The 24,251-nt window shown below is 58.2% G+C and carries 21 protein-coding genes and 1 riboswitch; of the genes, 9 read left to right on the top strand and 12 right to left on the bottom strand.

Annotation, left to right across the window (positions count from 1 at the left end):
• Nucleotides 1-57: 57 nt before the first annotated feature.
• Nucleotides 58-1,464 (bottom strand): adenosylmethionine--8-amino-7-oxononanoate transaminase, encoded by a 1,407-nt coding sequence (locus RHM59_RS15435; RefSeq protein WP_322167088.1) that lies wholly within the window; start codon nt 1,462-1,464, stop codon nt 58-60.
• Nucleotides 1,465-1,763: 299 nt separating this feature from the next.
• Between RHM59_RS15435 and RHM59_RS15430 the strand changes: the two genes are divergently transcribed.
• On the top strand, nt 1,764-2,312 hold the full coding sequence (locus tag RHM59_RS15430; protein WP_322224624.1) for a cytochrome b: 549 nt from the start codon (nt 1,764-1,766) through the stop codon (nt 2,310-2,312).
• A 26-nt stretch (nt 2,313-2,338) separates the two neighbouring features.
• Nucleotides 2,339-2,935 (top strand): YceI family protein, encoded by a 597-nt coding sequence (locus RHM59_RS15425; protein WP_322224622.1) that lies wholly within the window; start codon nt 2,339-2,341, stop codon nt 2,933-2,935.
• Between the two features lie 168 nt (nt 2,936-3,103).
• Here RHM59_RS15425 and RHM59_RS15420 read toward each other — a convergent pair whose 3' ends face one another.
• From RHM59_RS15420 to ahcY, 5 genes are all read right to left on the bottom strand, one after another.
• A complete protein-coding gene (locus tag RHM59_RS15420; RefSeq protein ID WP_322167091.1) occupies nt 3,104-5,005 on the bottom strand; it encodes a DEAD/DEAH box helicase in 1,902 nt (633 codons plus the stop codon).
• Between the two features lie 222 nt (nt 5,006-5,227).
• Entirely contained in the window at nt 5,228-6,058 is an 831-nt protein-coding gene (locus RHM59_RS15415; RefSeq protein ID WP_322167092.1) for a substrate-binding periplasmic protein, read from the bottom strand.
• A gap of 65 nt (nt 6,059-6,123) precedes the next feature.
• Entirely contained in the window at nt 6,124-7,215 is a 1,092-nt protein-coding gene (locus RHM59_RS15410) for a hypothetical protein (protein ID WP_322184401.1), read from the bottom strand.
• A 108-nt stretch (nt 7,216-7,323) separates the two neighbouring features.
• Nucleotides 7,324-8,169, bottom strand: coding sequence for a methylenetetrahydrofolate reductase [NAD(P)H] (gene metF / locus RHM59_RS15405; protein ID WP_322184399.1), 846 nt, complete (start codon nt 8,167-8,169; stop codon nt 7,324-7,326).
• A gap of 171 nt (nt 8,170-8,340) precedes the next feature.
• Nucleotides 8,341-9,750, bottom strand: a complete 1,410-nt coding sequence (gene ahcY / locus RHM59_RS15400) for an adenosylhomocysteinase (RefSeq protein ID WP_322167095.1) — start codon at nt 9,748-9,750, stop codon at nt 8,341-8,343.
• Between the two features lie 22 nt (nt 9,751-9,772).
• Nucleotides 9,773-9,890: riboswitch (S-adenosyl-L-homocysteine riboswitch) on the bottom strand.
• A gap of 159 nt (nt 9,891-10,049) precedes the next feature.
• Here ahcY and RHM59_RS15395 point away from each other — a divergent pair.
• The gene (locus tag RHM59_RS15395; protein WP_322167096.1) at nt 10,050-10,454 is read left to right on the top strand and encodes an acyl-CoA thioesterase; all 405 of its coding nucleotides are present in this window, start codon (nt 10,050-10,052) and stop codon (nt 10,452-10,454) included.
• Nucleotides 10,455-10,601: 147 nt separating this feature from the next.
• Here the strand turns inward: RHM59_RS15395 and RHM59_RS15390 are convergent, their stop codons facing one another.
• From RHM59_RS15390 to RHM59_RS15375, 4 genes are all read right to left on the bottom strand, one after another.
• Nucleotides 10,602-11,057 (bottom strand): thioesterase domain-containing protein, encoded by a 456-nt coding sequence (locus tag RHM59_RS15390; protein WP_322167097.1) that lies wholly within the window; start codon nt 11,055-11,057, stop codon nt 10,602-10,604.
• A 15-nt stretch (nt 11,058-11,072) separates the two neighbouring features.
• Nucleotides 11,073-12,458, bottom strand: coding sequence for a sigma-54 dependent transcriptional regulator (locus RHM59_RS15385; RefSeq protein WP_322167098.1), 1,386 nt, complete (start codon nt 12,456-12,458; stop codon nt 11,073-11,075).
• Complete coding sequence (locus RHM59_RS15380) at nt 12,455-14,269, bottom strand: sensor histidine kinase (protein ID WP_322224620.1); 1,815 nt, start codon at nt 14,267-14,269, stop codon at nt 12,455-12,457. Before RHM59_RS15380 ends, RHM59_RS15385 begins: the two co-directional genes overlap by 4 nt.
• Nucleotides 14,270-14,429: 160 nt before the next feature.
• On the bottom strand, nt 14,430-14,822 hold the full coding sequence (locus RHM59_RS15375) for a lysozyme inhibitor LprI family protein (protein ID WP_322167100.1): 393 nt from the start codon (nt 14,820-14,822) through the stop codon (nt 14,430-14,432).
• A 229-nt stretch (nt 14,823-15,051) separates the two neighbouring features.
• Here RHM59_RS15375 and RHM59_RS15370 point away from each other — a divergent pair, with 229 nt between their 5' ends.
• The 6 genes from RHM59_RS15370 (at nt 15,052) to RHM59_RS15345 (ending at nt 22,867) form a co-directional block, all read left to right on the top strand.
• A complete protein-coding gene (locus RHM59_RS15370) occupies nt 15,052-16,029 on the top strand; it encodes a dipeptidase (RefSeq protein ID WP_322167101.1) in 978 nt (325 codons plus the stop codon).
• Between the two features lie 80 nt (nt 16,030-16,109).
• Nucleotides 16,110-16,640 carry a DUF5943 domain-containing protein gene (locus RHM59_RS15365; RefSeq protein WP_322167102.1) on the top strand — a complete coding sequence of 177 codons (531 nt, stop codon included), beginning with the start codon at nt 16,110-16,112 and terminating at the stop codon, nt 16,638-16,640.
• A gap of 15 nt (nt 16,641-16,655) precedes the next feature.
• Complete coding sequence (gene dgcA / locus RHM59_RS15360; protein ID WP_322167103.1) at nt 16,656-18,716, top strand: dimethylglycine demethylation protein DgcA; 2,061 nt, start codon at nt 16,656-16,658, stop codon at nt 18,714-18,716.
• Between the two features lie 176 nt (nt 18,717-18,892).
• Nucleotides 18,893-20,854, top strand: a complete 1,962-nt coding sequence (gene dgcB / locus RHM59_RS15355) for a dimethylglycine demethylation protein DgcB (protein WP_322224618.1) — start codon at nt 18,893-18,895, stop codon at nt 20,852-20,854.
• Nucleotides 20,854-22,074, top strand: coding sequence for an electron transfer flavoprotein subunit alpha/FixB family protein (locus RHM59_RS15350; RefSeq protein ID WP_322224616.1), 1,221 nt, complete (start codon nt 20,854-20,856; stop codon nt 22,072-22,074). Before dgcB ends, RHM59_RS15350 begins: the two co-directional genes overlap by 1 nt.
• Nucleotides 22,064-22,867, top strand: a complete 804-nt coding sequence (locus RHM59_RS15345; RefSeq protein WP_322224614.1) for an electron transfer flavoprotein subunit beta — start codon at nt 22,064-22,066, stop codon at nt 22,865-22,867. The genes RHM59_RS15350 and RHM59_RS15345 overlap by 11 nt, the downstream gene beginning before the upstream one ends.
• Before the next feature lie 318 nt (nt 22,868-23,185).
• Here the strand turns inward: RHM59_RS15345 and RHM59_RS15340 are convergent, their stop codons facing one another.
• On the bottom strand, nt 23,186-23,542 hold the full coding sequence (locus RHM59_RS15340) for a bacteriocin (protein WP_322224612.1): 357 nt from the start codon (nt 23,540-23,542) through the stop codon (nt 23,186-23,188).
• 68 nt (nt 23,543-23,610) lie between these two features.
• A complete protein-coding gene (locus tag RHM59_RS15335; protein ID WP_322224610.1) occupies nt 23,611-24,096 on the bottom strand; it encodes a hypothetical protein in 486 nt (161 codons plus the stop codon).
• Between the last annotated feature and the right edge of the window lie 155 nt (nt 24,097-24,251).

Below are 24,251 nucleotides of genomic sequence, written 5' to 3'. Positions count from 1 at the left end.
CCTGTGGGAGTCGGCTTGCCGACGAAAGCAATATTCCAGGCGCCACCGAAATACCTGCTAGCCCGGATCACGAAAATTCGGGTGGAAGTTCTCGTGCACGGCCACGCTGACGCTCGTGCGGGTGGCGATGTCGATGCCTTCGGTGGCGACTTCGGCGAGGAAGTCGATTTCCTCGGGGGTGATTACGTAGGGCGGCAGGAAATAGACCACGCTGCCCAATGGACGGAGCAGGGCGCCACGCTCCAGCGCATGCTGAAATACCTTCAAACCGCGCCGCTCTTGCCACGGGTAAGCGGTTTTCGTGGCTTTGTCCTGGACCATTTCGATGGCCAATGCCATGCCGGTCTGTCGCACTTCAGACACATTCGGGTGGTCAACCAAATGCGCAGTCGCCGTGCCCATACGCGTCGCCAGGGCTTTGTTGTTTTCGATCACGTTGTCTTGTTCGAAGATATCCAGCGTCGCCAACGCCGCCGCACACGCGAGGGGATTGCCGGTATAGCTGTGGGAATGCAGGAAGGCGCGCAAGGATGAGTAGTCGTCGTAGAACGCGTCGTACACATCATCAGTGGTGATGCAGGCGGCCAGCGGCAAGTAACCACCGGTCAACGCTTTGGACAAACACAGAAAGTCCGGGGTAATGCCGGCTTGTTCGCAGGCGAACATGGTGCCCGTCCGGCCGAAACCTACAGCGATTTCGTCGTGAATCAAATGCACGCCGTAGCGGTCGCAGGCGTCGCGCAATAGCTTGAGGTAAATCGGGTCATACATACGCATGCCGCCTGCGCCCTGAATCAAGGGCTCGACGATGACTGCGGCGACGGTGTCATGGTGCTCGGCCAGGGTCTGCTCCATGGCGACGAACATGTTGCGCGAATGTTCTTCCCAGCTCATGCCCTCGGGCCGGTGGTAGCAATCCGGGCTTGGCACTTTGATCGTGTCTAACAACAGCGCTTTATAGGTCTCGGTAAACAATGGCACGTCGCCCACTGACATCGCGGCCATGGTTTCGCCGTGGTAGCTGTTGGTCAGGGTGACGAAGCGCTTTTTATTCGGCTGACCGCGATTGAGCCAGTAGTGAAAACTCATTTTCAGCGCGACTTCAATGCACGACGAACCGTTGTCAGCATAGAAACAGCGGGTCAGGCCCTTGGGCGTCATCTTGATCAGGCGCTCGGAGAGTTCGATCACCGGCTGATGACTGAAGCCAGCGAGGATGACGTGTTCCAATTGATCGACTTGATCCTTGATCCGCTGGTTGATGCGCGGATTAGAGTGGCCGAAAACGTTAACCCACCACGAGCTAACCGCGTCAAGGTAGCGTTTGCCTTCGAAGTCTTCGAGCCATACGCCCTTGCCGCTTTTGATCGGGATCAGCGGCAGGCTTTCGTGGTCTTTCATCTGGGTGCAAGGATGCCAGAGCACCGCGAGGTCGCGTTGCATCCACTGGTTATTCAAGCCCATGGGTAATCTCCTGGTGACACTCGCTTGGCGCGAGGGCAAAACAATCGCGCAAGCCTATGCAATGCATGGCTGCGGAACAACCTCTTGTAACGAACAATGATTAAGCAGTGCCGTTCATCGGGGCGTAAAGTCCGACTGTCACAGCGCAGTATTGTCGGTTGGGCATTATCGGGATGCTGATAGTTGGCCGATGTGAGGTCATCAGTGATCGTATTTTTCGATATCTCACAGCTAAATTTTGCGCTTTCATTCGATAGATAAAAAGTTAGTCTTGAACCCATTCTTACAAGGTAATTGGCATGCAGTTACGTAACTCCTCCTCTCGTTACGGTCTGGTCAGCATGGTGCTGCACTGGGGCGTTGCGGTTGTCGTGTTTGGCTTGTTCGCGCTCGGGCTTTGGATGGTCGGGCTCGATTACTACGACACCTGGCGTAAAGCTGCGCCGGACCTGCATAAGAGCATTGGCATAACACTGTTTGCCGTGATGTTGTTTCGAATCGTTTGGCGTTTGTTCAGTCCTGCGCCGCCGAAGCTTTCAACCTACGGCAAGTGGACTCGCCTAGGCGCTACGTTCGGTCACGTGTTCCTGTATGTCGGTCTGTTTGCCACGATGTTCGCCGGTTACCTCATTTCCACCGCCGACGGTGTGGGAATTTCGGTGTTCGGTCTGTTCGAAGTGCCGTCGTTGATCGACAGCATTCCTGACCAGGCAGATGTCGCTGGCGACGTTCACTTGTACCTGGCCTGGATTCTGGTGATTTTCTCAGTCCTTCACGGTCTTGCAGCATTGAAGCACCACTTTATCGATCGCGATGCGACCCTAACGCGCATGTTGGGTCGCGACTAATGTTCAAACCAAACAGGAATTACAGCATGTTCAAGAAGACTCTCGCCGCTCTGGCACTGGGTACCGCTTTGTTGTCGGCCGGTCAGGCGATGGCCGCTGATTACAAAGTCGACAAAGAAGGCCAGCACGCCTTCATCAACTTCAAAATCAGCCACTTGGGCTACAGCTTCATTTACGGCACGTTCAAGGACTGGGACGGTACGTTCAGCTTTGATGCAGCCAAACCTGAAGACAGCAAGATCAGCATCAGCCTGAAAACCGCCAGTGTTTTCACTAACCAGGCTGAACGTGACAAGCACATCAGCAGCGCTGATTTCCTGGATGTCGCCAAATACCCGGAAGCCAAATTCGTCTCTACCTCGGTCAAAACCACTGGTAAAGATGCGGATGGCAAGGTCACTGCCGACGTAACGGGCGACCTTACCCTGCACGGTGTTACCAAGTCGGTCGTGGTCAAAGCGACCTTCTTGGGTGAAGGCAAAGATCCGTGGGGCGGCTACCGTGCTGGCTTCGCAGGCACCACTACGATCAACCGTTCTGACTTCGGCAAAATGATGAACCTGGGCCCAGCGTCCGATTCAATGGAACTGATCATTTCGTTCGAAGGCATCCAAGCTAAGTAACGTTATTGTTTGCACTTGTAGGAGCCAACTTGTTGGCGAAGCGGCCTGACAGACCGCATGCAACTTTCGCCAGCAAGTTAGCTCCTTCAGAGATTCGGTTCTATAGAAATGGCTTAACCCGCACCCAAAAAAAACGCCCCAACCGGGGCGTTTTTTTATTCAGCTAGTTCAGCCTTCGCGGTTACGCGTCAGCAGTGCTGGCTTCTCGCCGCGTGGGCGGCTTGGCAGTTGGTCCAGTTGCTCGGCCGACGGGAAACGGTCGGTCTTGGACTCTTTATGCACGATGGTCGGCGCGGGCTGGCCGTCGCGAGGACCACGAACGGCGGGCTCTTGGCGCGCGGCAGGTTGGTCATCACGAGCAGCCGGACGGCGATTGCGAGGTTGTTCCTCGCGACGGGCCTGACCGTCACGAGGTGCGCCGTTACGCGCGCCGCCGCCAGTACGTTTGGCCGGCGGTGTGCCGGTCGTTGTGCCAGCGCCTGTGCGCGGAGCACTTGGACGAGCCTGACTCGGCGCACGGCCAGCAGGTGCTGCACCGCCCGCAGCAGGAGCTGGAGCCGGTGCGCCTGGACGACGACCACGGCCTTGGCCCTTGTTCGGGTATGGGCTGACGTAATCAGCGCGGTTACCGAAGTTATCCACTTCGTCATCCAGAAACTCATCCGGAGCACGGTCGGAACGCGGAGTCGCCGGACGTTGTTCACGTGCCGGGGTGCCTTCGCGAGGCTTTTGTGCCGGACGCTCAGGACGTGCTGCGGCAGCCGCAGCCGGTTTTTCCTGACCCCGGTCTTTGCCTTTGTCCTTGCGACCGCTGCCACCGCCACCGCCGGCAGGGCCATCACCGCGTGGGCCGCGAGGCGCGCGTGGGTTAGCGCGGACGTCTGGACGCTCGCGAACTTCTGGTTTCTCGGCTTCCACGGCCGTGATGTCGAAGCCCATCAGATCGCCGTCGGCAATCTTTTGCTTGGTCATGCGCTCAATGCTTTTGAGCAGTTTTTCTTCGTCTGGCGCAACCAGTGAAATCGCTTCACCGCTGCGGCCCGCACGGCCAGTACGGCCAATACGGTGGACGTAATCTTCGTCGACGTTCGGCAATTCGAAGTTGACGACATGGGGTAACTGATCGATATCCAGGCCGCGAGCGGCGATATCGGTGGCAACCATGATCCGCACTGCGCCGGCTTTAAAGTCAGCCAACGCTTTGGTGCGTGCGTTTTGGCTCTTGTTACCGTGAATCGCCACAGCCGAGAGGCCATGCTTGTCCAGGTACTCGGCCAAACGGTTTGCGCCGTGCTTGGTGCGGGTAAACACCAATACCTGTTCCCAGGCGCCAGCCGTAATCAAGTGCGACAGCAGCGAGCGCTTGTGGCTCGATGACAAACGGAAAACGCGCTGTTCGATACGCTCGACGGTGGTGTTCGGCGGCGTGACTTCGATGCGTTCCGGATTGTGCAGGAGCTTGCCGGCCAAGGCGGTGATGTCATTGGAAAAGGTCGCCGAGAACAGCAGGTTCTGACGTTTGGACGGCAGGCGGGCCAGGACCTTTTTCACGTCATGGACGAAGCCCATATCGAGCATCCGGTCTGCTTCATCGAGCACTAGAATTTCAACGTGGGACAGATCGACACTGCCTTGACCGGCCAGATCGAGCAGGCGGCCAGGGCAAGCTACCAACACGTCAACGCCTCGGGCCATGGCCTGGACCTGTGGGTTGGTGCCCACACCGCCGAAGATCACGGCACTGACAAACTTCAGGTTCTTGGCGTAGACCTTGAAGCTGTCATGCACTTGCGCCGCGAGTTCGCGGGTTGGAGTCAGGACCAGGACGCGGGGTTGGCGCGGGCCATGACGCTGGGACTTGTCCGGATGACCGTTGGGGAAAAGCCGTTCCAGGATCGGAAGAGCGAAACCGCCGGTTTTACCAGTACCTGTCTGAGCCGCAACCATCAGGTCGCGACCTTGCAACACGGCGGGAATAGCCCGCTGTTGCACTGGAGTAGGCTGGGTATAGCCAGCAGCCTCGATGGCGCTGACTAAAGCCTCGGAGAGACCGAGGGAAGCAAAGGACATGAGTAATCCTGTTTTAGTTAGGGCGGTGCCCATAAGAATGGTCTTGCCTGGCGCGATGGGCGTTTAGATGACGCAATCTCGTCCGGTCCTGCTGGGCCTTTTAGGCATTTCGGCACGTTGTCGCGGGATAGAAAAGGCGCGACTGGCGTGTTCGAGAGGTCTATTGCAAGGCGGAGCGTCCGGGCGTAAGCCTGGCGGGAAGGTCGGAGTATAACAGAGCATTCACCGTACGCCGCTTTCCTGCTGCTCAACGGTTTTATCAGGCGTTGACGCAGAGGGCGCAAGTGCTGCGGGCGCAATAACAATGGCTGGTATCGCTTCGCCGGTGTACCGAGCGACGAGTTCGGCATAGGCCGGCTCGCGCTTGAAGCGTTTGAGTTCGGCGCCAAAGCGCTGCACCAGCAGGTCCATGCCGGCATTTTTGCGCAGGGCAAGGTATTGCGCTTCACGGCTGAGGACGGTGGGGGACTGGGTAATCTGGTCGCGAGCCATCAATTGATCAAGCACGTGCTGACCGACACGTCGGTCAGTGATCACCAGGTCGATTCGGCCCAACAGCAGCTTGCCAAAGTTCGCTTCATGGCTGGGCGCGGGCTCGCGGGTGAACAGTGTCGAGGCCTCGAAATCCTTGCCATAGAGGTACCCCGGCGAAACCCCGATGGTCAGGCCGCGTAAATCCTCAAGGGTGAGGAATGGGTGAGGTCGGGCGTTGGCGTAAAACAGCACCCACTCGACGTCAGACAGCGGCTCGCTGGGATACAGCAGTAAATCGTCGCGCTCGCCCCGCTGGAAAATATCCAGCGCGCCATCGGCCTGGCCTTGTTTGAGCATTGAAAGGCAACGCTTCCAGGGCAGGAATTCCCATTTTACGTCGATGCCCAGTCGCTCAAAAATGATCGCCGTGGTGTCGTAATCCAATCCGCGCGCCTGACCGTCTTCAACGTAGACATACGGCGCCCAGGGTTCGGTGACGATATGCAGCGTTTCACCCAACGCAGTAAAGCTTAGGCAGTTGAAAAAAACGGCAGCAAATAATCGGGTGGTAGCGAGCATGGGCGGAGATTACGACGCGAGATGCTTAAAGAGAAGTGCCGCATCAGGTGGTTTGCACAGGCAGATCATTTATTCGCAGCGCTCTGTTTGAGCAAGTGCAGGTAAATCACATCGCGTTGTTTGCCGAGAATCTGCCGAACGCCCCAATGATTCAACCAACTGTTCAACTGGGCCGGTTCCAAGGTGTGCTTGAGCTTTTCTTCGGCGTTCTGCCGGGCTTTTTCCCACCAGACCGGCGAGCACGCGCGGTCAAATTCGTTGCTGTGCCATGAGCACCCGTAAAGAATCTCGCGCAGAAACTGCCTCTGGGTGGCAGGCACGCCAGCGGTGACGGCTTTGTACATCAGGCGTTTCCAAGTGGCCGGGCGTGGCAACAAGGTGTTTACGCGTCGTGTGTCATCCAGCGCCGCCTGGCTAAGCGGTGCATCCCCGTGCTTGGCGAGCCAGGCGCGAATCTTGGCGCGGAACAGCTGCTTGCGGCTCCAATAGTGATGGATCAGGTCCGTACACTCCTTGACCTCCATGGTGCGGTACGCCGCCACGCTCAAGCAGAACTCTTCGAGGGTGTAGGAGGTGGTCACTTCCGGATAAAACTCATCCATCAAAGCGATCGATTGATCCAGCACGCCTGCGTCTTCACGCATCAAGCCGATGACCCCCGAGTTGAGCAACGGCATCTGGTCGTCGGTCAGCCCGCGTGCCCCTAAACGTTCAGCGAGCACGGCATACAGCGGGACTTCGCGATAAGCCCCGTAGCGCGGACCGAACGCATTGCACAGCAGCGTGCCGGGCTTGACCCGATCAAACAGCTTTAGTGGCGAGCAATGGAAGAAGGTGTCGGTGTCGATTAGCAGCGCGCATTCCGATTCTGCCAACACGGTGCGAAGCGCGACGTGTTTGGTTCGGAAGTGGTAGCCATGAGGGTCGCTCCACGCAGCGCGGGTCTCTTTGTCCAGCGGGCGAACGCGCACGGGCAAGCCAGCGTAGGGCGCGGGGTTGTCGCTGAAAACCTGGATGTCCAAAGGCTGATCAGGCGTTTCGCGCATGCCGGCAAGGGCACTGGCGATACTGAATACCGCTTCCTGATGGTACGTGTCCGCACCAAAAACCAGGTAGACCAGCTGCGGCGCTTGCGGGGAAATATTGGAAGATGTCACAGATAAGTCCGTAATCCAAAGTGCCAGCAAGGTCCCGCCGACGCGAAAGCTTGCTGATTCAAGAGGCTCGAATGGTACACAAGCGCGCTTGTCACGTTGGATTTGTTTTCAGCGCGGCAGTTTCAAGTTATTCCAGATGGCCAAGCTCGGCTCAGCCTGATTCAACGTGTAGAAATGCAGGCCCGGTGCACCGCCGTCCAACAGGCGATCACACATTTGAGTGATGACCTGTTCGCCGAACGCCTGGATGCTTTGGACATCATCGCCGTAGGCTTCCAGTTGCTTGCGAATCCAGCGTGGGATCTCTGCGCCACAAGCGTCAGAAAAGCGCGCCAGTTTGCTGTAGTTGGTGATGGGCATAATGCCCGGCACTACTGGGATGTTCACGCCCATTTTCCGCACTCGCTCGACGAAGTAAAAATAGCTGTCGGCGTTGAAGAAGTATTGAGTGATGGCACTGTCGGCACCGGCTTGAGCCTTGCGCACGAAGTTAGCCACGTCGTCTTCGAAATTGCGCGCTTGCGGATGCATCTCCGGGTAGGCCGCTACTTCTATGTGGAAATGGCTGCCGGTCTCTTCCCGGATGAACGTCACCAGATCATTTGCATGACGTAATTCACCGCTGGCCATGCCCATGCCAGAAGGCAGGTCACCGCGCAGGGCGACAATGCGTTTAATGCCCGCTTGTTGGTATTGGGTCAGCAGGGCGCGCAAGTCGGACTTGCTGTCGCCGACGCATGACAGATGCGGGGCTGCCGGGACTTTTACTTCGCTTTCCAGCTGTAGCACGGTGTTGATCGTGCGGTCGCGGGTTGAACCGCCTGCGCCATAGGTGCAGGAAAAGAAATCGGGGTTGTACGTGGCCAATTGACGAGCGGTGGTGAGCAGTTTTTCATGCCCGGCATCGGTCTTGGTCGGGAAAAATTCGAAGCTAAAGCGACGGTCTTGGGACATGGACGCCGATCTCATTGTAGTAGCGGGCTTGCCCGCGATAAGGTCGGAACGACCTTCAAAAAATGTGAATGATGGCTAATGCAACTGCTTCACGCTCGTTCGCGGACAAATCCGCTCCCACAGGAGAGCGGACAGTCCGAGATCAATTGCGAGCGCGCGAGCGCCAGTCAATCAATAACGATAAGCGTGCGGCTTGAACGGGCCTTCGACAGCCACGCCGATGTAGTCGGCTTGGGTCTTGGTCAGTTGAGTGACCACGCCACCGAAACCACGAACCATCTCCAGCGCCACTTCTTCGTCGAGCTTCTTCGGCAGCACTTCTACGGTCAGACGCTCGGCTTTTTGGGCCGGTGCCAGGTCGGCGTATTTCTGATCGAACAGGAAGATCTGAGCCAGCACTTGGTTGGCGAACGAACCGTCCATGATGCGGCTCGGGTGACCTGTGGCGTTGCCCAGGTTTACCAAACGACCTTCGGCCAACAGGATCAGGTAGTCATCGTTGTGCGGATCGAAAGTGCCCGGCCCGGTACGGTGAATCTTGTGAACCTGCGGCTTCACTTCTTCCCACGCCCAGCTTTTGCGCATGAAAGCGGTGTCGATTTCGTTGTCGAAGTGACCGATGTTGCACACGACCGCGCGTTTCTTGAGGGCCTTGAGCATGTTCGAGTCGCAAACGTTGACGTTACCGGTGGTGGTCACGATCAGGTCGATCTTGCCCAGCAAGGCGGTGTCGATGCTGGCGGCGGTGCCGTCGTTGATCCCGTCGATGAACGGCGAAACCAGTTCAAAACCGTCCATGCACGCTTGCATGGCGCAGATTGGATCAACTTCCGTAACCTTGACGATCATGCCTTCCTGGCGCAGCGACTGCGCAGAACCCTTGCCCACGTCACCGTAACCGATGACCAGCGCTTGCTTGCCGGACAGCAGGTGGTCGGTACCACGCTTGATTGCATCGTTCAGGCTATGGCGGCAGCCGTACTTGTTGTCGTTTTTGCTTTTGGTCACAGAGTCGTTGACGTTGATGGCCGGGATTTTCAGCTCGCCCTTGGCCAACATGTCCAACAGGCGGTGAACGCCAGTGGTGGTTTCTTCTGTGACGCCGTGGATGCGTGCGAGCATCTGCGGGTATTTCTTGTGGATGATCTCGGTCAGGTCGCCGCCGTCGTCGAGAATCATGTTGGCGTCCCAAGGCTGACCATCTTTAAGGATGGTTTGCTCGATGCACCACTCGTATTCAGCTTCGGTTTCGCCTTTCCAGGCATAAACCGCAACACCGGCAGCGGCAACCGCGGCAGCGGCCTGATCCTGAGTAGAGAAAATGTTGCATGACGACCAACGCACTTCGGCACCCAGGGCAACCAGGGTTTCGATCAGCACGGCGGTCTGGATGGTCATGTGGATGCAGCCGAGAATCTTCGCGCCCTTGAGCGGTTGCTCGCCGGCGTATTTACGGCGCAGACCCATCAGGGCAGGCATTTCGGATTCGGCGATGATGGTTTCGCGACGACCCCAGGCAGCCAGGGACATGTCAGCGACTTTGTAGTCGGTAAAATCAGCGGGCGAAATTACAGCACTCATTGAGAGTCTCCATTCGTAAGTATGCGAATGGGCGCCGTTGTGCGTTTAGGTTTGACCGGCATGATTCGCAGAATCAGCTGATTAAACAACGCCCCATCCGAGCCTGACAGGAAGAACCTGCTGCAGCGCCCCTCGGACAGGTGGCGGGAACGGTATCAAGCGAAGATGACCGTTTTGAAGCGGTGGCGATTATCTTTTTTTGAGCGGTAAGTTGCAAGCCTCAAGCTACAAGCGGCAAGCTGAGCGCTATTTCTTGCAGCTCGCAGCTTGCCGCTCAAACTGCCTTTCTAGGAGTGATTATGAATTTCCACACCCGCAAGTGGGTTAAACCCGAAGACCTCAACCCCAATGGCACGCTGTTCGGCGGCAGCCTGCTGCGCTGGATCGACGAAGAAGCGGCGATTTACGCCATTGTTCAGCTGGGTAACCAGCGCGTTGTCACCAAGTACATTTCCGAAATTAACTTCGTCAGCGCCTCGCGCCAGGGCGACATCATCGAACTGGGCATCACTGCGACCTCTTTTGGTCGCACCTCGATTACGTTGACCTGTGAAGTGCGCAATAAAATTACGCGTAAAAGTATTCTTACCGTCGACAAGATGGTCTTCGTTAACCTCGGCGAAGACGGCTTGCCGTCACCCCATGGCCGGACTGAGATTTTGTATGTGAAAGATCAATTCAAGGAAGAAGCGATCCACGGCTGATTGCTCTTGTACCAAACATAAAGCCCAAAACTGGGATAGCTTTCTGTAGAGCCAACTTGTTGGCGAGAGGCTTGATGCCGTGTTACCGGTCAGCAGCCTCGCCAACAAGTTGGCTCTACAGATGACGAGACTCAAGTGATTGTCCTCTTACCGGTGCAACACAAACTGACCGCTGAAGGTCACTGCCACGTCTTCGCTGCCTTGGTTGACGATGTGCGTCGCCAATGTCAGGCGCGCTCGGCCATGGCGTTCATAAGTGCGCAAAAACTTCTCCCATACGACTGGCTCTGGCGCTTCGCAAATGGCGGTGGCATCGGTGGTGACGGGCAGCGGGTAACTGATCTGTCCTTCTTGAATAACGATGTGCCCGTCTTCAATTCCCGCTTCGCGTAGACGCAGATGCATCCAGCCCCAGCCGGCGAGCACGGCGCAGCAATACAGGCTGCCGCCGAACATCGTGCTTTTGTGGTTGATGTTGGGTTCCAGCGGCAAGTGCAGGCGCAATTGGTGTTCGTGCCAGCTCAGCACCTTCAGGCCCATCTCTCGGGTCAACGGAATGTCGTGATGGAGTACCTGTTCTAGCGCGTGGCTATGGGCGTTCATGCGGGGTCCTTGCGATCAATCGAGGTCATCGGCAGCGCTGCTATTGTCACCAAAGCTCAAGCCGTGTTTGCGCAACTTGTCATGCAGGGTTTTGCGCGGCAAACCCAGCGCTTCGGCCAGGCTGCGGACCGAAGTATGAGGCCGTGTCAGCTCGGCAGCGATCAGCGACCGCTCGAAACTTTCAACCTGCTCGCTGAGTCCGCTGCCGGTCGAAGGCATGCTTGGCAGTTCATTGCCCTCCAAGGCCAGTTCCAGCCCAAGGGCGAAGCGCTCGGCAGCGTTTTGTAATTCCCGTACATTGCCCGGCCAGGTGTGGCGCAACAGCAGGGCGCGCTGGCCCGGTTGCAGTTCGTGTTTAGGCAAGCCATGGCGGATGCTGGCTGATTCAGCGAAGTGCTGGAACAGCATCAAGGCATCTTCGCCGCGCTCACGCAGTGGTGGAATTTTAAGGGGCGCGACGTTGAGGCGGTAATACAAGTCGGCGCGGAAGCGGCCTTGATCCGAGGCTAGGCGCAAGTCTTCCTTGGTGGCGGCAATCACCCGGATGTCCAACGGGATCAGTTGATTGCCGCCCAAGCGCTCGACCACCCGCTCTTGCAGCAATCGCAGCAGCTTGACTTGAACCTCAAGGCTCATGCTTTCGATTTCATCGAGAAACAATGTGCCACCACTGGCGAACTCGAACTTACCGATTCGGCGTTTTTGCGCGCCGGTAAACGCGCCGGGTTCATGGCCGAACAATTCGCTTTCCACCACCGACTCCGCCAGAGCCCCGGCGTTGATCGCAACAAACGGCCCCGCTCGGCGGCTGGACAGATCGTGTAATGCACGGGCCACCACCTCTTTGCCCGAGCCGGTCTCGCCGAGGATCAGCACGTCAGCCTTGGTGGCGGCCAGTGCGCCGATTTGCTCACGTAAGCGCAAGATCGGTGCGGATTGGCCGACCAGCCGAGCACTCAGTTGCTGACGGTCGCTCAAGGCCAGGCGCAGGCTGCGGTTTTCCAGCACTAGGCGGCGCACGTCCAACGCCCGGCGCACGCTGTCGAGCAGGGCGTCGCTGGCAAAGGGTTTTTCCAGAAAGTCATACGCCCCCGCACGCATGGCCTGCACGGCGAGCGGCACGTCGCCATGCCCGGTGATGAGCAACACGGGCAATTCCGGGTCTTGTGCATGCAGTTGTGCCAGCAGTTCAAGGCCGTCTATGCCGGGCATGCGAATATCGCTGACGATCACGCCAGGCCAGTCGCGCTCAATGCGTCCGCCCAGTCCTGCGGCGTCGGTCAGCGGCAGCACTTTGAGCCCCGCCAGGTCCAGCGTCTGGCCGAGGGCGCCGCGTAAATGGGGGTCGTCGTCGATCAGCACCACTTGAATCCGGCTGTCGATGGCCTGGTCGGTGCTCATGCAGATAGATCCTCTGGCGGTTGAAGGCTTATTCCGGATGCGCCGGCGCGTAGCCGCAGTGTCAGTACCGCACCGCCGCTGGGATGATTGGTGATCAGTAATTCACCGCCCAACGCGCGCATCAGCGTGTCACAAATGGCCAGCCCGAGACCCAGCCCCTGTGTACGGGTTTTGGTGGTAAAGAACGGTTCTAGCGCGCGGGTCAGTGCTTCTTTGGAAAACCCCGGACCGTTGTCGCGAATAGACAGGTTCACGCCTTCGGCGGTCTGCTCGGCACTGAGCCAGAGTTTACGTGGCGGGCCTTTTTCGGTGAGGGCATCAAGGGCATTGGCTAAAACATTGCCCAGCACTTGGCGAAGGCGTGTTTCACCCGCTTGCACCCACAAGGTCGCATCCGGCAGGTCGCGGATCAGTTCGACTTCCATCGCTCGACGGCGTTTGGCGAGTAGCGCCAGGGCGTCATCCAACGCCGGTTGCAACGCGACACTTTCCGGCGCGTGCCGGTCGCGGCGGGCGAACGCACGCAAGTGGGCGATGATCGACGCCATGCGTGCCGTCAGTTCACTGATGAGCTTGAGGTTGCCGCGGGCGTCATCGGTGCGCTCATGGTCGAGTAGCACTTCGGCGTTTTCCGCGTAACTGCGGATGGCCGCCAGCGGCTGGTTCAGTTCGTGGCTGATGCTCGCCGACATGGTACCGAGCGCCGACAGCTTGCCGGCCTGCACCAGTTCGTCTTGCGCTCGAACCAATTCCTGCTGCGCCTGTTCGCGCTCCAGCACCTCTTGTTTGAGCCGACTGTTCAGGCCTTCAAGGTCACTGGTGCGTTCAATGACGCGCATTTCCAACTCATGCCGGCCCTCGGCTTCGAAGGCAATTCGGTCCAGGTAATGGCGTCGCCGTTGCATGATCAGGCCCAGCAGCAGCATAAGCACCAGCAATGCTGCACCGCCAACAGCGACCACGGTGCGTACCGGCCGATCCACCAGCACGCGAGGCGCAAGGATGTTTACGTTCCAGCCGATCTCCTCAATGGGCTGGGTTTGAGTAATCCACGCCTTTTCATTGATGGTAAGCGGCTTTGGGTCTCGGGTCGGATACGGTTGAATGGCGGTGATAGCCTTGCGTTCCTCATCACTCAGCGGGCGTGTAGCGCGAAAACGCCATTCGGGGTTGGAGGTCAGGATGACGACGCCGTTATGGTCGGTCAGTAGCAGCTGTTCCGGGGTTTTGCCCCACAAGGTTTCAGTGCGGTCCAGATCGACTTTGACCACCAGTGCGCCGACCACTCGATCACGGTCGTGTACGGCTGCGGCGAAGAAATACCCGCGCTTGGCCGAGGTCGTTCCAAGGCCAAAAAAACGCCCAAGTCGTCCGGCCATGGCGTCGCTGAAATAAGGCCGGAAAGCGAAGTTGCGGCCCACGAAGCTGTCGTGTTTGTCCCAATTTGAGGCCGCCAGTGTCTTGCCGTCGGGGTCCATCAAATACATAACGTCCGCCCCGGTTTGCAGGCTAACGTCTTTGAGCAGGCGGTTGGCATTCTCTTGGGCAAGGGGTTGCAGCGGGTCCACCAAGGCTGCACGCAGGGCCGGAAGATCACTGAGGATCTGCGGCAGCACTTCGTAACGGTGCAGGGTGCCGAGCAGGTTGGCGACGTAAAGATCCAATGTCTGCCGGTTCTGGCTGATCAGTTCGTTGCCGTAATAACGCTCGGCCAAATGCTGCAATGGCCACAGTAACGGAGCAAGGCACAGCGCCAGCAAGGCAAGGCTGCGCCAGCGGGGGCGACTGGCAATGGTGGGAGTACGGCTCATGACATGACTGTTGGCCAAGTGTTGCTAGAAGCAGGTGTGCCTGCGCATGGACGGGGTTGTGTCCGCCGCCGACCAGAATACCTGTCGGCGCTGCCGAAGGCTGCGATAAATAGGTTCGGCGTTCAATAGCAACACCAATGCGTCCCGCTTGGGGCGGGGTTCACTCAATCCCTATCGACTGCAAATACTCTGACCGTTCATCACTGTTCTGCGCAAAGCAGTCGTTCTGGGCGATCTGGAACGCTTGGCTGCCTTTTTCATTGAGGAAGGTCTGCACTGAGCAATCGGCTTCACGTAGCTTTACCCAGATGTCTTGGGCATTTTTGATTTTGGCTAAATAGTCGCTGAGTTGTGGCGGGTGCGCGGCGTATTGAGCGCTGATGCGATCAATCAAGTCTTTGTAGGCATTGTTCATTTCGCGATCGGCGGTGGTTCTGTTGAACGCAGAGCACTCGAAGCTCTGTTGGGTGGTCTCCACCTTGTCGCACGGCGTGCCGTCCTCGGCCTGTGCTCCAGTAGCCAGCACTGCCAAAACCAATAGCATTGACCTCATTTGAGACATCCTCGTCCGTTATGTAAACCATTGGCCGGCGATTCTGGCCCAGTGGGCGCGCAAAGAACAGGGCTATCCGGGTCAGCGGTATCGACCCTTTGTCGCTTCTTGACGCTTTCGGCAAACCCCTTGTCGTTTTTGCACCCGGCTCGCTCAACCCTCAGGCATATGCTGGCCCCAAAGCGCCGGCACACGATTCGGTGCATGAATCACTAAAGGGGACCGCCTGATGAGCCCAGCCGAATTACACGCCGACAGTATCGTTATTGACGGGCTGATCATTGCCAAGTGGAACCGTGAGCTGTTTGAAGACATGCGCAAAGGTGGTCTGACCATGGCCAACTGCACCGTGTCGGTGTGGGAAGGTTTTCAGGCGACCATCAACAGCATTTGCACCAGCCAAAAGTTGATGCGTGAAAACAGCGACCTGGTGATTCCGGTACGCACTACTGCGGATATCCGCAAGGCCAAGGAGCAAGGCAAGACCGGCATCCTCTTTGGGTTCCAGAACGCCCACGCGTATGAAGACCAAATCGGCTACGTCGAGATCTTCAAGCAGCTCGGCGTTGGCATCGTGCAGATGTGCTACAACACGCAAAACCTGGTTGGCACTGGCTGCTACGAACGTGACGGCGGCCTGTCGGGCTTTGGTCGCGAAATCGTTGGCGAAATGAACCGCGTCGGTGTGATGTGCGACCTGTCCCACGTGGGGTCGAAAACTTCCGAAGAAGTCATCCTTGAATCGAAAAAACCGGTTTGCTACTCCCACTGCCTGCCGTCCGGTTTGAAAGAGCACCCGCGCAACAAATCCGACGAAGAGCTGAAGTTTATCGCCGACCACGGCGGTTTTGTGGGCGTGACCATGTTCGCGCCGTTCTTGGCCAAGGGCATCGAGTCCACCATCGACGACTACGCCGAAGCCATTGAATACGTGATGAACCTCGTCGGCGAAGACTCTATCGGTATCGGCACTGACTTCACTCAAGGCCACGGCCAGGACTTCTTCGAATACCTGACCCACGACAAGGGCTATGCCCGCCGTCTGACCAGCTTCGGCAAAATCATCAACCCGCTGGGTATCCGCACCGTGGGCGAATTCCCGAACCTCACCGAGACGCTGCTTAAACGCGGCCATCCTGAGCGCGTGGTGCGCAAAATCATGGGCGAAAACTGGGTCAACGTTTTGAAGGACGTTTGGGGCGAGTAAATCCCCGACACCCCCACCGCTTAAACACCCCTCTGCCTTTCGCGCAGAGGGCGTCACCCGAATTTCTGGAGTTTTACCCCATGGCTAAAATCGCCCCGCAACTGCCTATTGAAGTCGACAGCGAAACTGGCGTCTGGACCTCCGACGCATTGCCAATGCTGTACGTGCCGCGTCACTTTTTCGTCAACAATCACATGGGCATTGAAGAAGTCCTGGGCGCCGATGCTTACGCCGAAATTCTGTACAAAGCCGGCTACAAGTCGGCTTGGCACTGGTGCGAGAAAGAAGCTGAATGCCACGGTTTGTCTGGCGTTGCGGTGTTCGAACATTACATGAAGCGCTTGTCGCAACGTGGTTGGGGCCTGTTCAAGATTCAGGACATTGATCTGGAAAAAGGCACCGCCAGCGTCAAGCTTGAGCACTCTTGCTTTGTCTACGTGTACGGCAAAGTGGGCCGCAAGGTCGATTACATGTTCACCGGCTGGTTTGCAGGCGCCATGGACCAGATTCTTGAGGCGTCGGGCAGTTCAATTCGCACGGTCGCCGAGCAAGTCTACGGCGGTTCCGAAGAAGGCCACGACGACGGCTTGTTCACCGTCAAGCCGTTGTAAGTCGAGGTTTCCGTCATGGCTTTCGAAGCGATGTTCCAGCCGATTCAGATCGGCAAACTCACCATCCGTAACCGCGTACTCAGTACCGCACACGCCGAGGTGTATGCCACCGACGGCGGCATGACCACGGATCGGTATGTGAAGTATTACGAAGAGAAAGCCAAGGGCGGTATTGGCCTGGCCATTTGTGGCGGGTCTTCCAGTGTCGCCATCGACAGCCCGCAGGGCTGGTGGAAATCGGTCAACCTGGCGACCGACAAGATCATCCCGCACTTCCAGAACCTGGCCGACGCCATGCACAAGCATGGCGCCAAGATCATGATCCAGATTACTCACATGGGCCGTCGTTCCCGTTGGGATGGCGACCATTGGCCGACGCTGCTGTCGCCGTCGGGCATTCGTGAGCCGGTACACCGCGCGACCTGCAAAACCATTGAGCCGGAAGAAATCTGGCGAGTGATCGGCAACTACGCCAGTGCGGCTGGGCGGGCTAAGGCTGGCGGCCTCGATGGCGTTGAGCTGTCTGCCGTGCACCAACACATGATCGACCAGTTCTGGAGCCCAAGGGTTAACAAGCGCACCGACGAATGGGGCGGCAGTTTCGAAAACCGCATGCGCTTCGGCATGGAAGTGATCAAGGCTGTGCGCAAGGAAGTCGGGCCTGATTTCTGCGTCGGCCTGCGTATTTGCGGCGACGAGTTTCACCCTGATGGCTTGAGCCATGAGGACATGAAAGAAATCGCCAAGTACTACGACGCCACCGGTTTGATCGACTTCCTCGGCGTAGTCGGTTCGGGTTGCGACACCCATAACACCTTGGCCAACGTTATTCCAAACATGAGCTACCCGCCTGAGCCGTTCCTGCACTTGGCGGCCGGCATCAAGGAAGTGGTCAAGGTTCCGGTGCTGCACGCACAGAACATCAAAGACCCGAACCAGGCCACACGAATTCTGGAAGGCGGCTACGTCGACATGGTCGGCATGACCCGCGCGCACATTGCTGACCCGCACCTGATCGCCAAAATCAAAATGGGCCAGATTGACCAGATCAAACAATGCGTCGGCGCCAACTATTGCATCGACCGTCAGTACCAAGGTCTGGACGTGCTGTGCATTCAGAACGCCGCGACCTCCCGTGAATACATGGGCGTACCGCACATCATCGAAAAAACCACCGGCGTGAAACGCAAAGTGGTGATCGTCGGTGCCGGCCCTGCCGGCCTGGAAGCGGCTCGCGTGTCAGCTGAACGTGGGCATGACGTGACCTTGTTCGAGAAGAAAGACACCCTCGGCGGGCAGATCACTACGGCATCGAAAGCACCGCAGCGCGATCAAATCGCGGGCATCACTCGCTGGTTTCAGCTGGAACTGGCACGTTTGAAAGTGGACGTTCGTTTGGGCACGGCGGCTGATCCTGCGGCCATTCTCGACCTGCGTCCTGACGTGGTGGTGCTGGCCAACGGCGGCCATCCGTTCCTGGAGCAAAACGAGCATTGGGGCGCGGCAGAAGGTTTGGTGGTCAGCAGTTGGGACGTGCTGGATGGCACCGTGGCACCGGGCAAGAACGTGCTGGTCTACGACACCATTTGTGAATTCACCGGGATGTCGGTTGCCGACTTCATCGCTGACAAAGGCAGCCAGGTCGAGATCGTCACCGACGATATCAAGCCGGGCGTGGCCATCGGTGGTACATCGTTCCCGACGTACTACCGCAGCATGTACCCGAAAGAAGTGATCATGACCGGCGACCTGATGCTGGAAAAGGTCTACCGCGAAGGCGACAAACTGGTCGCGGTTCTGGAAAACGAATACACCGGCGCTAAAGAGGAGCGGGTGGTTGACCAGGTGGTGATCGAGAACGGCGTGCGTCCTGATGAGTGGATGTATTACGAGTTGAAGGAAGCCTCGCGCAACAAAGGCCAAATCGACATCGAAGCGTTGTTCGCGATTCAGCCGCAACCGTGCCTGAGCCAACCGGGCGACGGCTACTTGCTGTTCCGCATCGGCGACTGCGTGGCCCAGCGCAACATCCATGCGGCCATCTATGACGCCTTGCGGTTGTGTAAGGATTTTTAAGCTGATGACTGATCCCGGGAATGTTTAATCCCCTGTAGGAGCAGGCTTGCCTGCGAATGAGTTAACGCGGTTTATCTGACGCGTCGCCTTCGCAGGCAAGCCTGCTTCCACAGAGATCAGGGTGACGCATTCCGGTATATCCCCTTGCAAGACCCGAGGTCTTTTGGGAGCTCCACATGTTGAACACCCTTCTTCCCATCCTGTTGTTCGTCGCCCTGGCTTTGGCCGTGTTGGGCGCGGTGCGGCGGGTGATGCTGTGGCGTCAGGGCCGGGCGTCCAGCGTCGACCTGCTCGGCGGCTTGCTGGCCATGCCCAAGCGCTACATGGTGGATTTGCACCATGTGGTTGTTCGGGACAAATACATCGCTAATACCCACGTCGCGACCGCAGGTGGTTTTGTGCTGGCGGCGCTGTTGGCGATCCTGGTCCACGGTTTCGGCCTGCATAACCGTATCCTCGGTTACGCCCTGTTATTGGCGTCGGCGATCATGTTCGTCGGTGCGATCTTCATGGCCCTGCGCCGGCGCAACCCGCCTGCACGCCTGTCCAAAGGCCCGTGGATGCGCTTGCCGAAAAGCCTGATGGCGTTTTCCGTGAGCTTCTTTCTGGTGACCCTGCCGGTCGCCGGGATTTTGCCGGAAGATTTTGGCGGCTGGTTCCTCGTGGCCTTATTAAGCCTCGGGGTGGTCTGGGGCGTTTCAGAAATGTTTTTCGGCATGACGTGGGGCGGGCCGATGAAGCACGCCTTCGCCGGTGCATTTCATCTAGCATGGCACCGTCGCTCCGAGCGTTTTGGGGGCGGTCGTTCTACGGGCTTGAAACCTCTGGACCTGAGCGACCGCAGCGCGCCGTTGGGCGTGGAAAAACCCAAGGACTTCACCTGGAACCAATTGCTGGGCTTCGACGCCTGCGTGCAGTGCGGTAAATGCGAAGCTGCATGCCCGGCGTTTGCGGCGGGCCAACCGCTGAACCCGAAAAAACTGATTCAAGACATGGTCGTTGGTTTGGCAGGCGGCACAGACGCTAACTTCGCCGGCAGCCCGTATCCAGGAAGGGCCATCGGTGAACACGGCGGCAACGCCCATCAACCCATCGTCAACGGCTTGGTCGATGCCGACACGCTGTGGTCGTGCACCACCTGCCGCGCTTGCGTTGAAGAGTGTCCAATGATGATCGAGCACGTGGACGCCATCGTCGACATGCGTCGCTTCCTGACCCTGGAAAAAGGCGCGACGCCGAACAAAGGCGCTGAAGTGTTGGATAACTTGATCGCCACCGACAACCCCGGCGGATTTGCACCGGGCGGGCGGATGAACTGGGCGGCAGATTTGAACCTCAATCTGCTCAGCGAGCAGAAGACCGCCGATGTGTTGTTCTGGGTCGGTGACGGCGCGTTCGACATGCGTAACCAGCGCACCTTGCGCGCCTTCGTCAAAGTGCTGAAAGCGGCCAATGTCGACTTCGCCGTGCTCGGTCTGGAAGAGCGCGACAGTGGCGACGTGGCTCGGCGTCTGGGCGACGAAGCGACGTTCCAGATGCTCGCCAAGCGCAACATTCAAACTTTGGCCAAATACGACTTCAAGCGCATCGTCACCTGCGATCCGCACAGCTTCCATGTGCTGAAAAACGAATACGGTGCGTTCGATGGCCATTATCAAGTGCAGCACCACAGCACTTACATGGCTGAACTGATCGAAGCGGGCGCGTTGAATCTGGGCCAGCACAAAGGCACCAGCGTGACCTATCACGATCCGTGCTACCTCGGTCGCTACAACGGTGAATACGAGGCGCCGCGCGAGGTATTGCGTGCGCTGGGGATCGAGATCAAGGAAATGCAACGCTCCGGTTTCCGTTCCCGTTGCTGCGGTGGCGGTGGCGGCGCGCCGGTCACGGACATACCGGGCAAACAACGTATCCCTGACATGCGCATGGACGACATCCGCGAAACCGGCGCCGAGCTGGTGGCGGTCGGATGCCCGCAATGCACGGCGATGCTCGAAGGCGTGGTCGAACCTCGGCCGTTGATCAAAGACATCGCGGAACTGGTGGCTGACGCGTTGCTGGAAGGCGCCGTCGTCAACAAGCCGCTGCCGATTAAGCAGGGTTCAGTTAAACCTGAACTCGCGGAGGCACACTGATGAGCGACATTATTCGCCGTGACCCTCGCGCTGAGTGGATCGCCCGTAACCGTTTGCACCCGCTGCACGCGGCCATGCAACCGGCGCAAGCCAGCTGGATGGGGCCTAATGGCGTCGTGCGCAAAGACGTGCACCACGTTGGCTTCATCGGTCTTAACGGCGTCAAACGTATTGATCGCAGCGGCGCGCAGCAGGGCGGGGCTGTTAAACGTTCTTCAGCTAATGAAGTGCAGTTGCCGCTGCATCAAGTCGCACAACCGGCGTTCTACATTTGTGTCGCCCCCGATATGGTCGGTGGCCGATTAAGTGCTCACGACCGCGACCTGCTTGGCTTGGCCCACAGCTTGGCCGGTAACCACGGCGCGGTGTTGGCGGTGGTCTTTGGCGAACACAAAGAAACCACCTTCGCCACGGCGGGCGTCGATAGATTACTGACGTTGGAAGGCTACGAATTCAGCGGTTATTCACCCGAGCAGCGCGTACAAGGGCTGCGGGCTGTGGATAACCAGTTCAACCCGCGCCACTGGCTGCTGCCCGACAGCCGCACCGGTGGCGGCGAATTGGGTCGGCGTTTTGCCGCCAGCTTAGGCGAACGCCCGGCAACACGGGTTTGGCAGGTCACGGATAACCAGTGCATCGGTCGCGCTGGGGCCGGCCGTCAGGACGTGGCCGGTCCGTTGGCGCGCTTGATTTTAGCCGCCGTCGAGTGTGCCGAACCGGTCAGTGACACCCGACATGAAGTGCTGCCCGTGGAGTTATACACAACCGTGGCGCGTAGCCTGTCGCGTATCGAAGACCTTGGCGCGGTGGCGGTTGATCCGGCAGCCATTCCCATGGCCGAAGCGGAGTTCATCTTCTCTGGCGGCAATGGCGTGAAAGATTGGGAATTGTTTCACCGCACCGCTGCCGCATTGGGCGCCACCGAAGGCGCTTCCCGTGTGGCGGTGGACGACGGCTACATGGCGCGTGATCGCCAAGTCGGCGCCAGCGGTACGTGGGTCACAGCGCGGGTGTACGTCGCGGTGGGTATTTCCGGCGCGATCCAGCATTTGCAGGGCATTGGCGCCTGCGACAAAGTCGTGGCGATCAACCTAGATCCGGGGTGCGACATGATCAAACGCGCCGATCTGTCGGTCATTGGTGACAGCGCAGCGATTCTTAAAGCGCTGATTGCGGCGATTGAGACCCACCGCAACGAGGGGAAACGCGATGCCGCTTAATTCGAAGGCCCCTGTGGATAACGGCTCGATTCATGTAATTAGCCTGGTCTCTATCGGCGCTCACCCGACTTCTGGCCGTCCGCGCCGCGCCGAGCAAGATGCACGCGCCGTTGAACTGGGCCTGCAATTGGCTGGGGATAACTTGCACGTGCTGCATGCCGGCAATGTCGAAGAGCCTGCGCTGCGGGCTTATCTGGGCATGGGCCTGGACGAATTGCATGTCTTGGAACAGCCCGAAGGCGCAGACGCATTGCCTGCGCTGACGGAGTATTTACGTGAATCCAATGTGCAAGTGGTGCTCACCGGCAGCCAAGCTGAAACGGGCGAAGGCTCAGGCATGCTCCCGTATTTGCTGGCAGAAAAGCTCGGTTGGCCGTTAGTCGTCGGATTGGCGCAGGTTGAATCATTGGCAAACGGCGTGGCCCATGTGCTCCAAGCGTTGCCACGTGGCCAGCGGCGTCGGCTGAAAGTCCGCCTGCCGTTTCTCGCGACTGTGGATAACGCCGCGCCCAAATCTCGGCAAAGCGCCTATGGCCCAGCGCAGCGTGGTTTGCTGGCGGCTGATCAGGTTGAAGTGGTGATGGACGAGCTGTTGGCGGCCTCGTCGCTTCAGCCCGCCAAGCCTCGGCCAAAACGACTGAAAGTGATCAAAGGCAAAAGCGGCGCTGATCGGATGAAAGCGGCGACCGCCAAAGCCAGTGGCGGCGGTGGGCAAGTGCTCAAGGGCGTTAGCGCCGAGGCCGGTGCTGAGGCTATTTTGAAGTTGCTGATTGAGGAAGGCGTGGTTCGCTGAGAAGCCGGCGGCCAGTCGCCTATCAAGCGACGCATAACCGGTTGAATAAAATCGATGATGTGTAGGAGCTGCCGAAGGCTGCGATAAGATTTTTCAGTGCCTGCCATTTCCTGTCTGCCGAAGTCTCTGTGGGAGTTGGCTTGCCAACGAAAGCGTCAATGCAGGCGACCCAGGTGTTTATTCAGGGATGCCATAACTGCACTCCTTTTGCTTGTTATCGAAAAGCAAAAGCCTAGCAATCAAGACAACAAAAAACCCGCACGGGGCGGGTTTTTTGTTCACGTACAGACGGGTAGCACCGTCCACCGCAAGGGCTGCTTACTTAGCCATCAGTGCACTGCCCGCCGCGCCGCCCAAGCCAGCGCCAACGGTGCCGCCAGTGCTGCCGCCCAATTTGTTACCGAGCAGCGAGCCGCCCGCTGAGCCAAGGCCGCCACCGAGTGCGGCTTTGGTTTTATGGCCTTTCTTGGCGGTCAATGCGCCACCTGCTGCGCCGCCGACACCGGCGCCCAAGGCTGCACCCGTGCTGCCGCCGCCCATTTTCTGGCCAACAACGTTACCCAGCGCGCCACCGACGCCGCCGCCCAATGCGGCATTAAGTTCGCTGCCAGCCATCGCGTTCTGGGCTGCGAGCAATCCAAGGGCAAGGGTCAGGGCGGAAAGAGTTGTACGCATGTTACGAACCTCAAAAAGAATAATGCAGAGGGAATACAACGACTCACGGCGTGAGTCGGTAGAAATCTTCAGCGAGACTGCTGATTGTTTTTGCCAACTAGAATGCGAGACGCCTCGTTGTAATCAGCTTGGAAAGCGTCGCCTTCCATCCATGCAACGGCAGTGTCTTCGTCTTCATCGTAAAAATTCGTTCGATACGCGATGAGCAGGCCCATGAGGAAGTCGGTGGCGTGCTGTTCTTCTTCCTCGGAAATCACCAGTTCTAACACCGGGTACTGCAAAAACACCACGCACATTGCCAACTGACTAATGGACTCCGCAGCTTTCATCGCCTGGAACAGGTCATCGAAGTCAGCCGGGTCAAAACCATTGGCGAGAAGATCGGCAAAATCGAACGTAGACAGGTCAACCTCGACGTCATCAAACGGCTCGTTGACCAGCGGCGAGGCGAGTACCGGATGGAACAAACCCTGCGCCGGCTTGCCCGAACGGTTCTGCTTGGCTTTGGTTTTTGCTCGCTTGGCGCGTTTCTGCTGTTTGTCTGGCGAAGCCATGGCTTAGAGTCCTGTGCAGGCTGGATGCCGTTAATGGGCGCTATTGAAACGCATACGTTTTGAATAGCCAAGCGGGATGGGGCAAACGATACCAACAAAAAATCGCTAAGCCTTACGATTGAGGGGGTTTTAGGTTGTTAGTCGATTTGAGGCGG

Origin of the sequence: Pseudomonas sp. MH10 (assembly GCF_034353045.1) — a bacterium.
Taxonomy (GTDB): domain Bacteria; phylum Pseudomonadota; class Gammaproteobacteria; order Pseudomonadales; family Pseudomonadaceae; genus Aquipseudomonas.
This window is presented reverse-complemented; position numbering and strand designations above follow the sequence as displayed.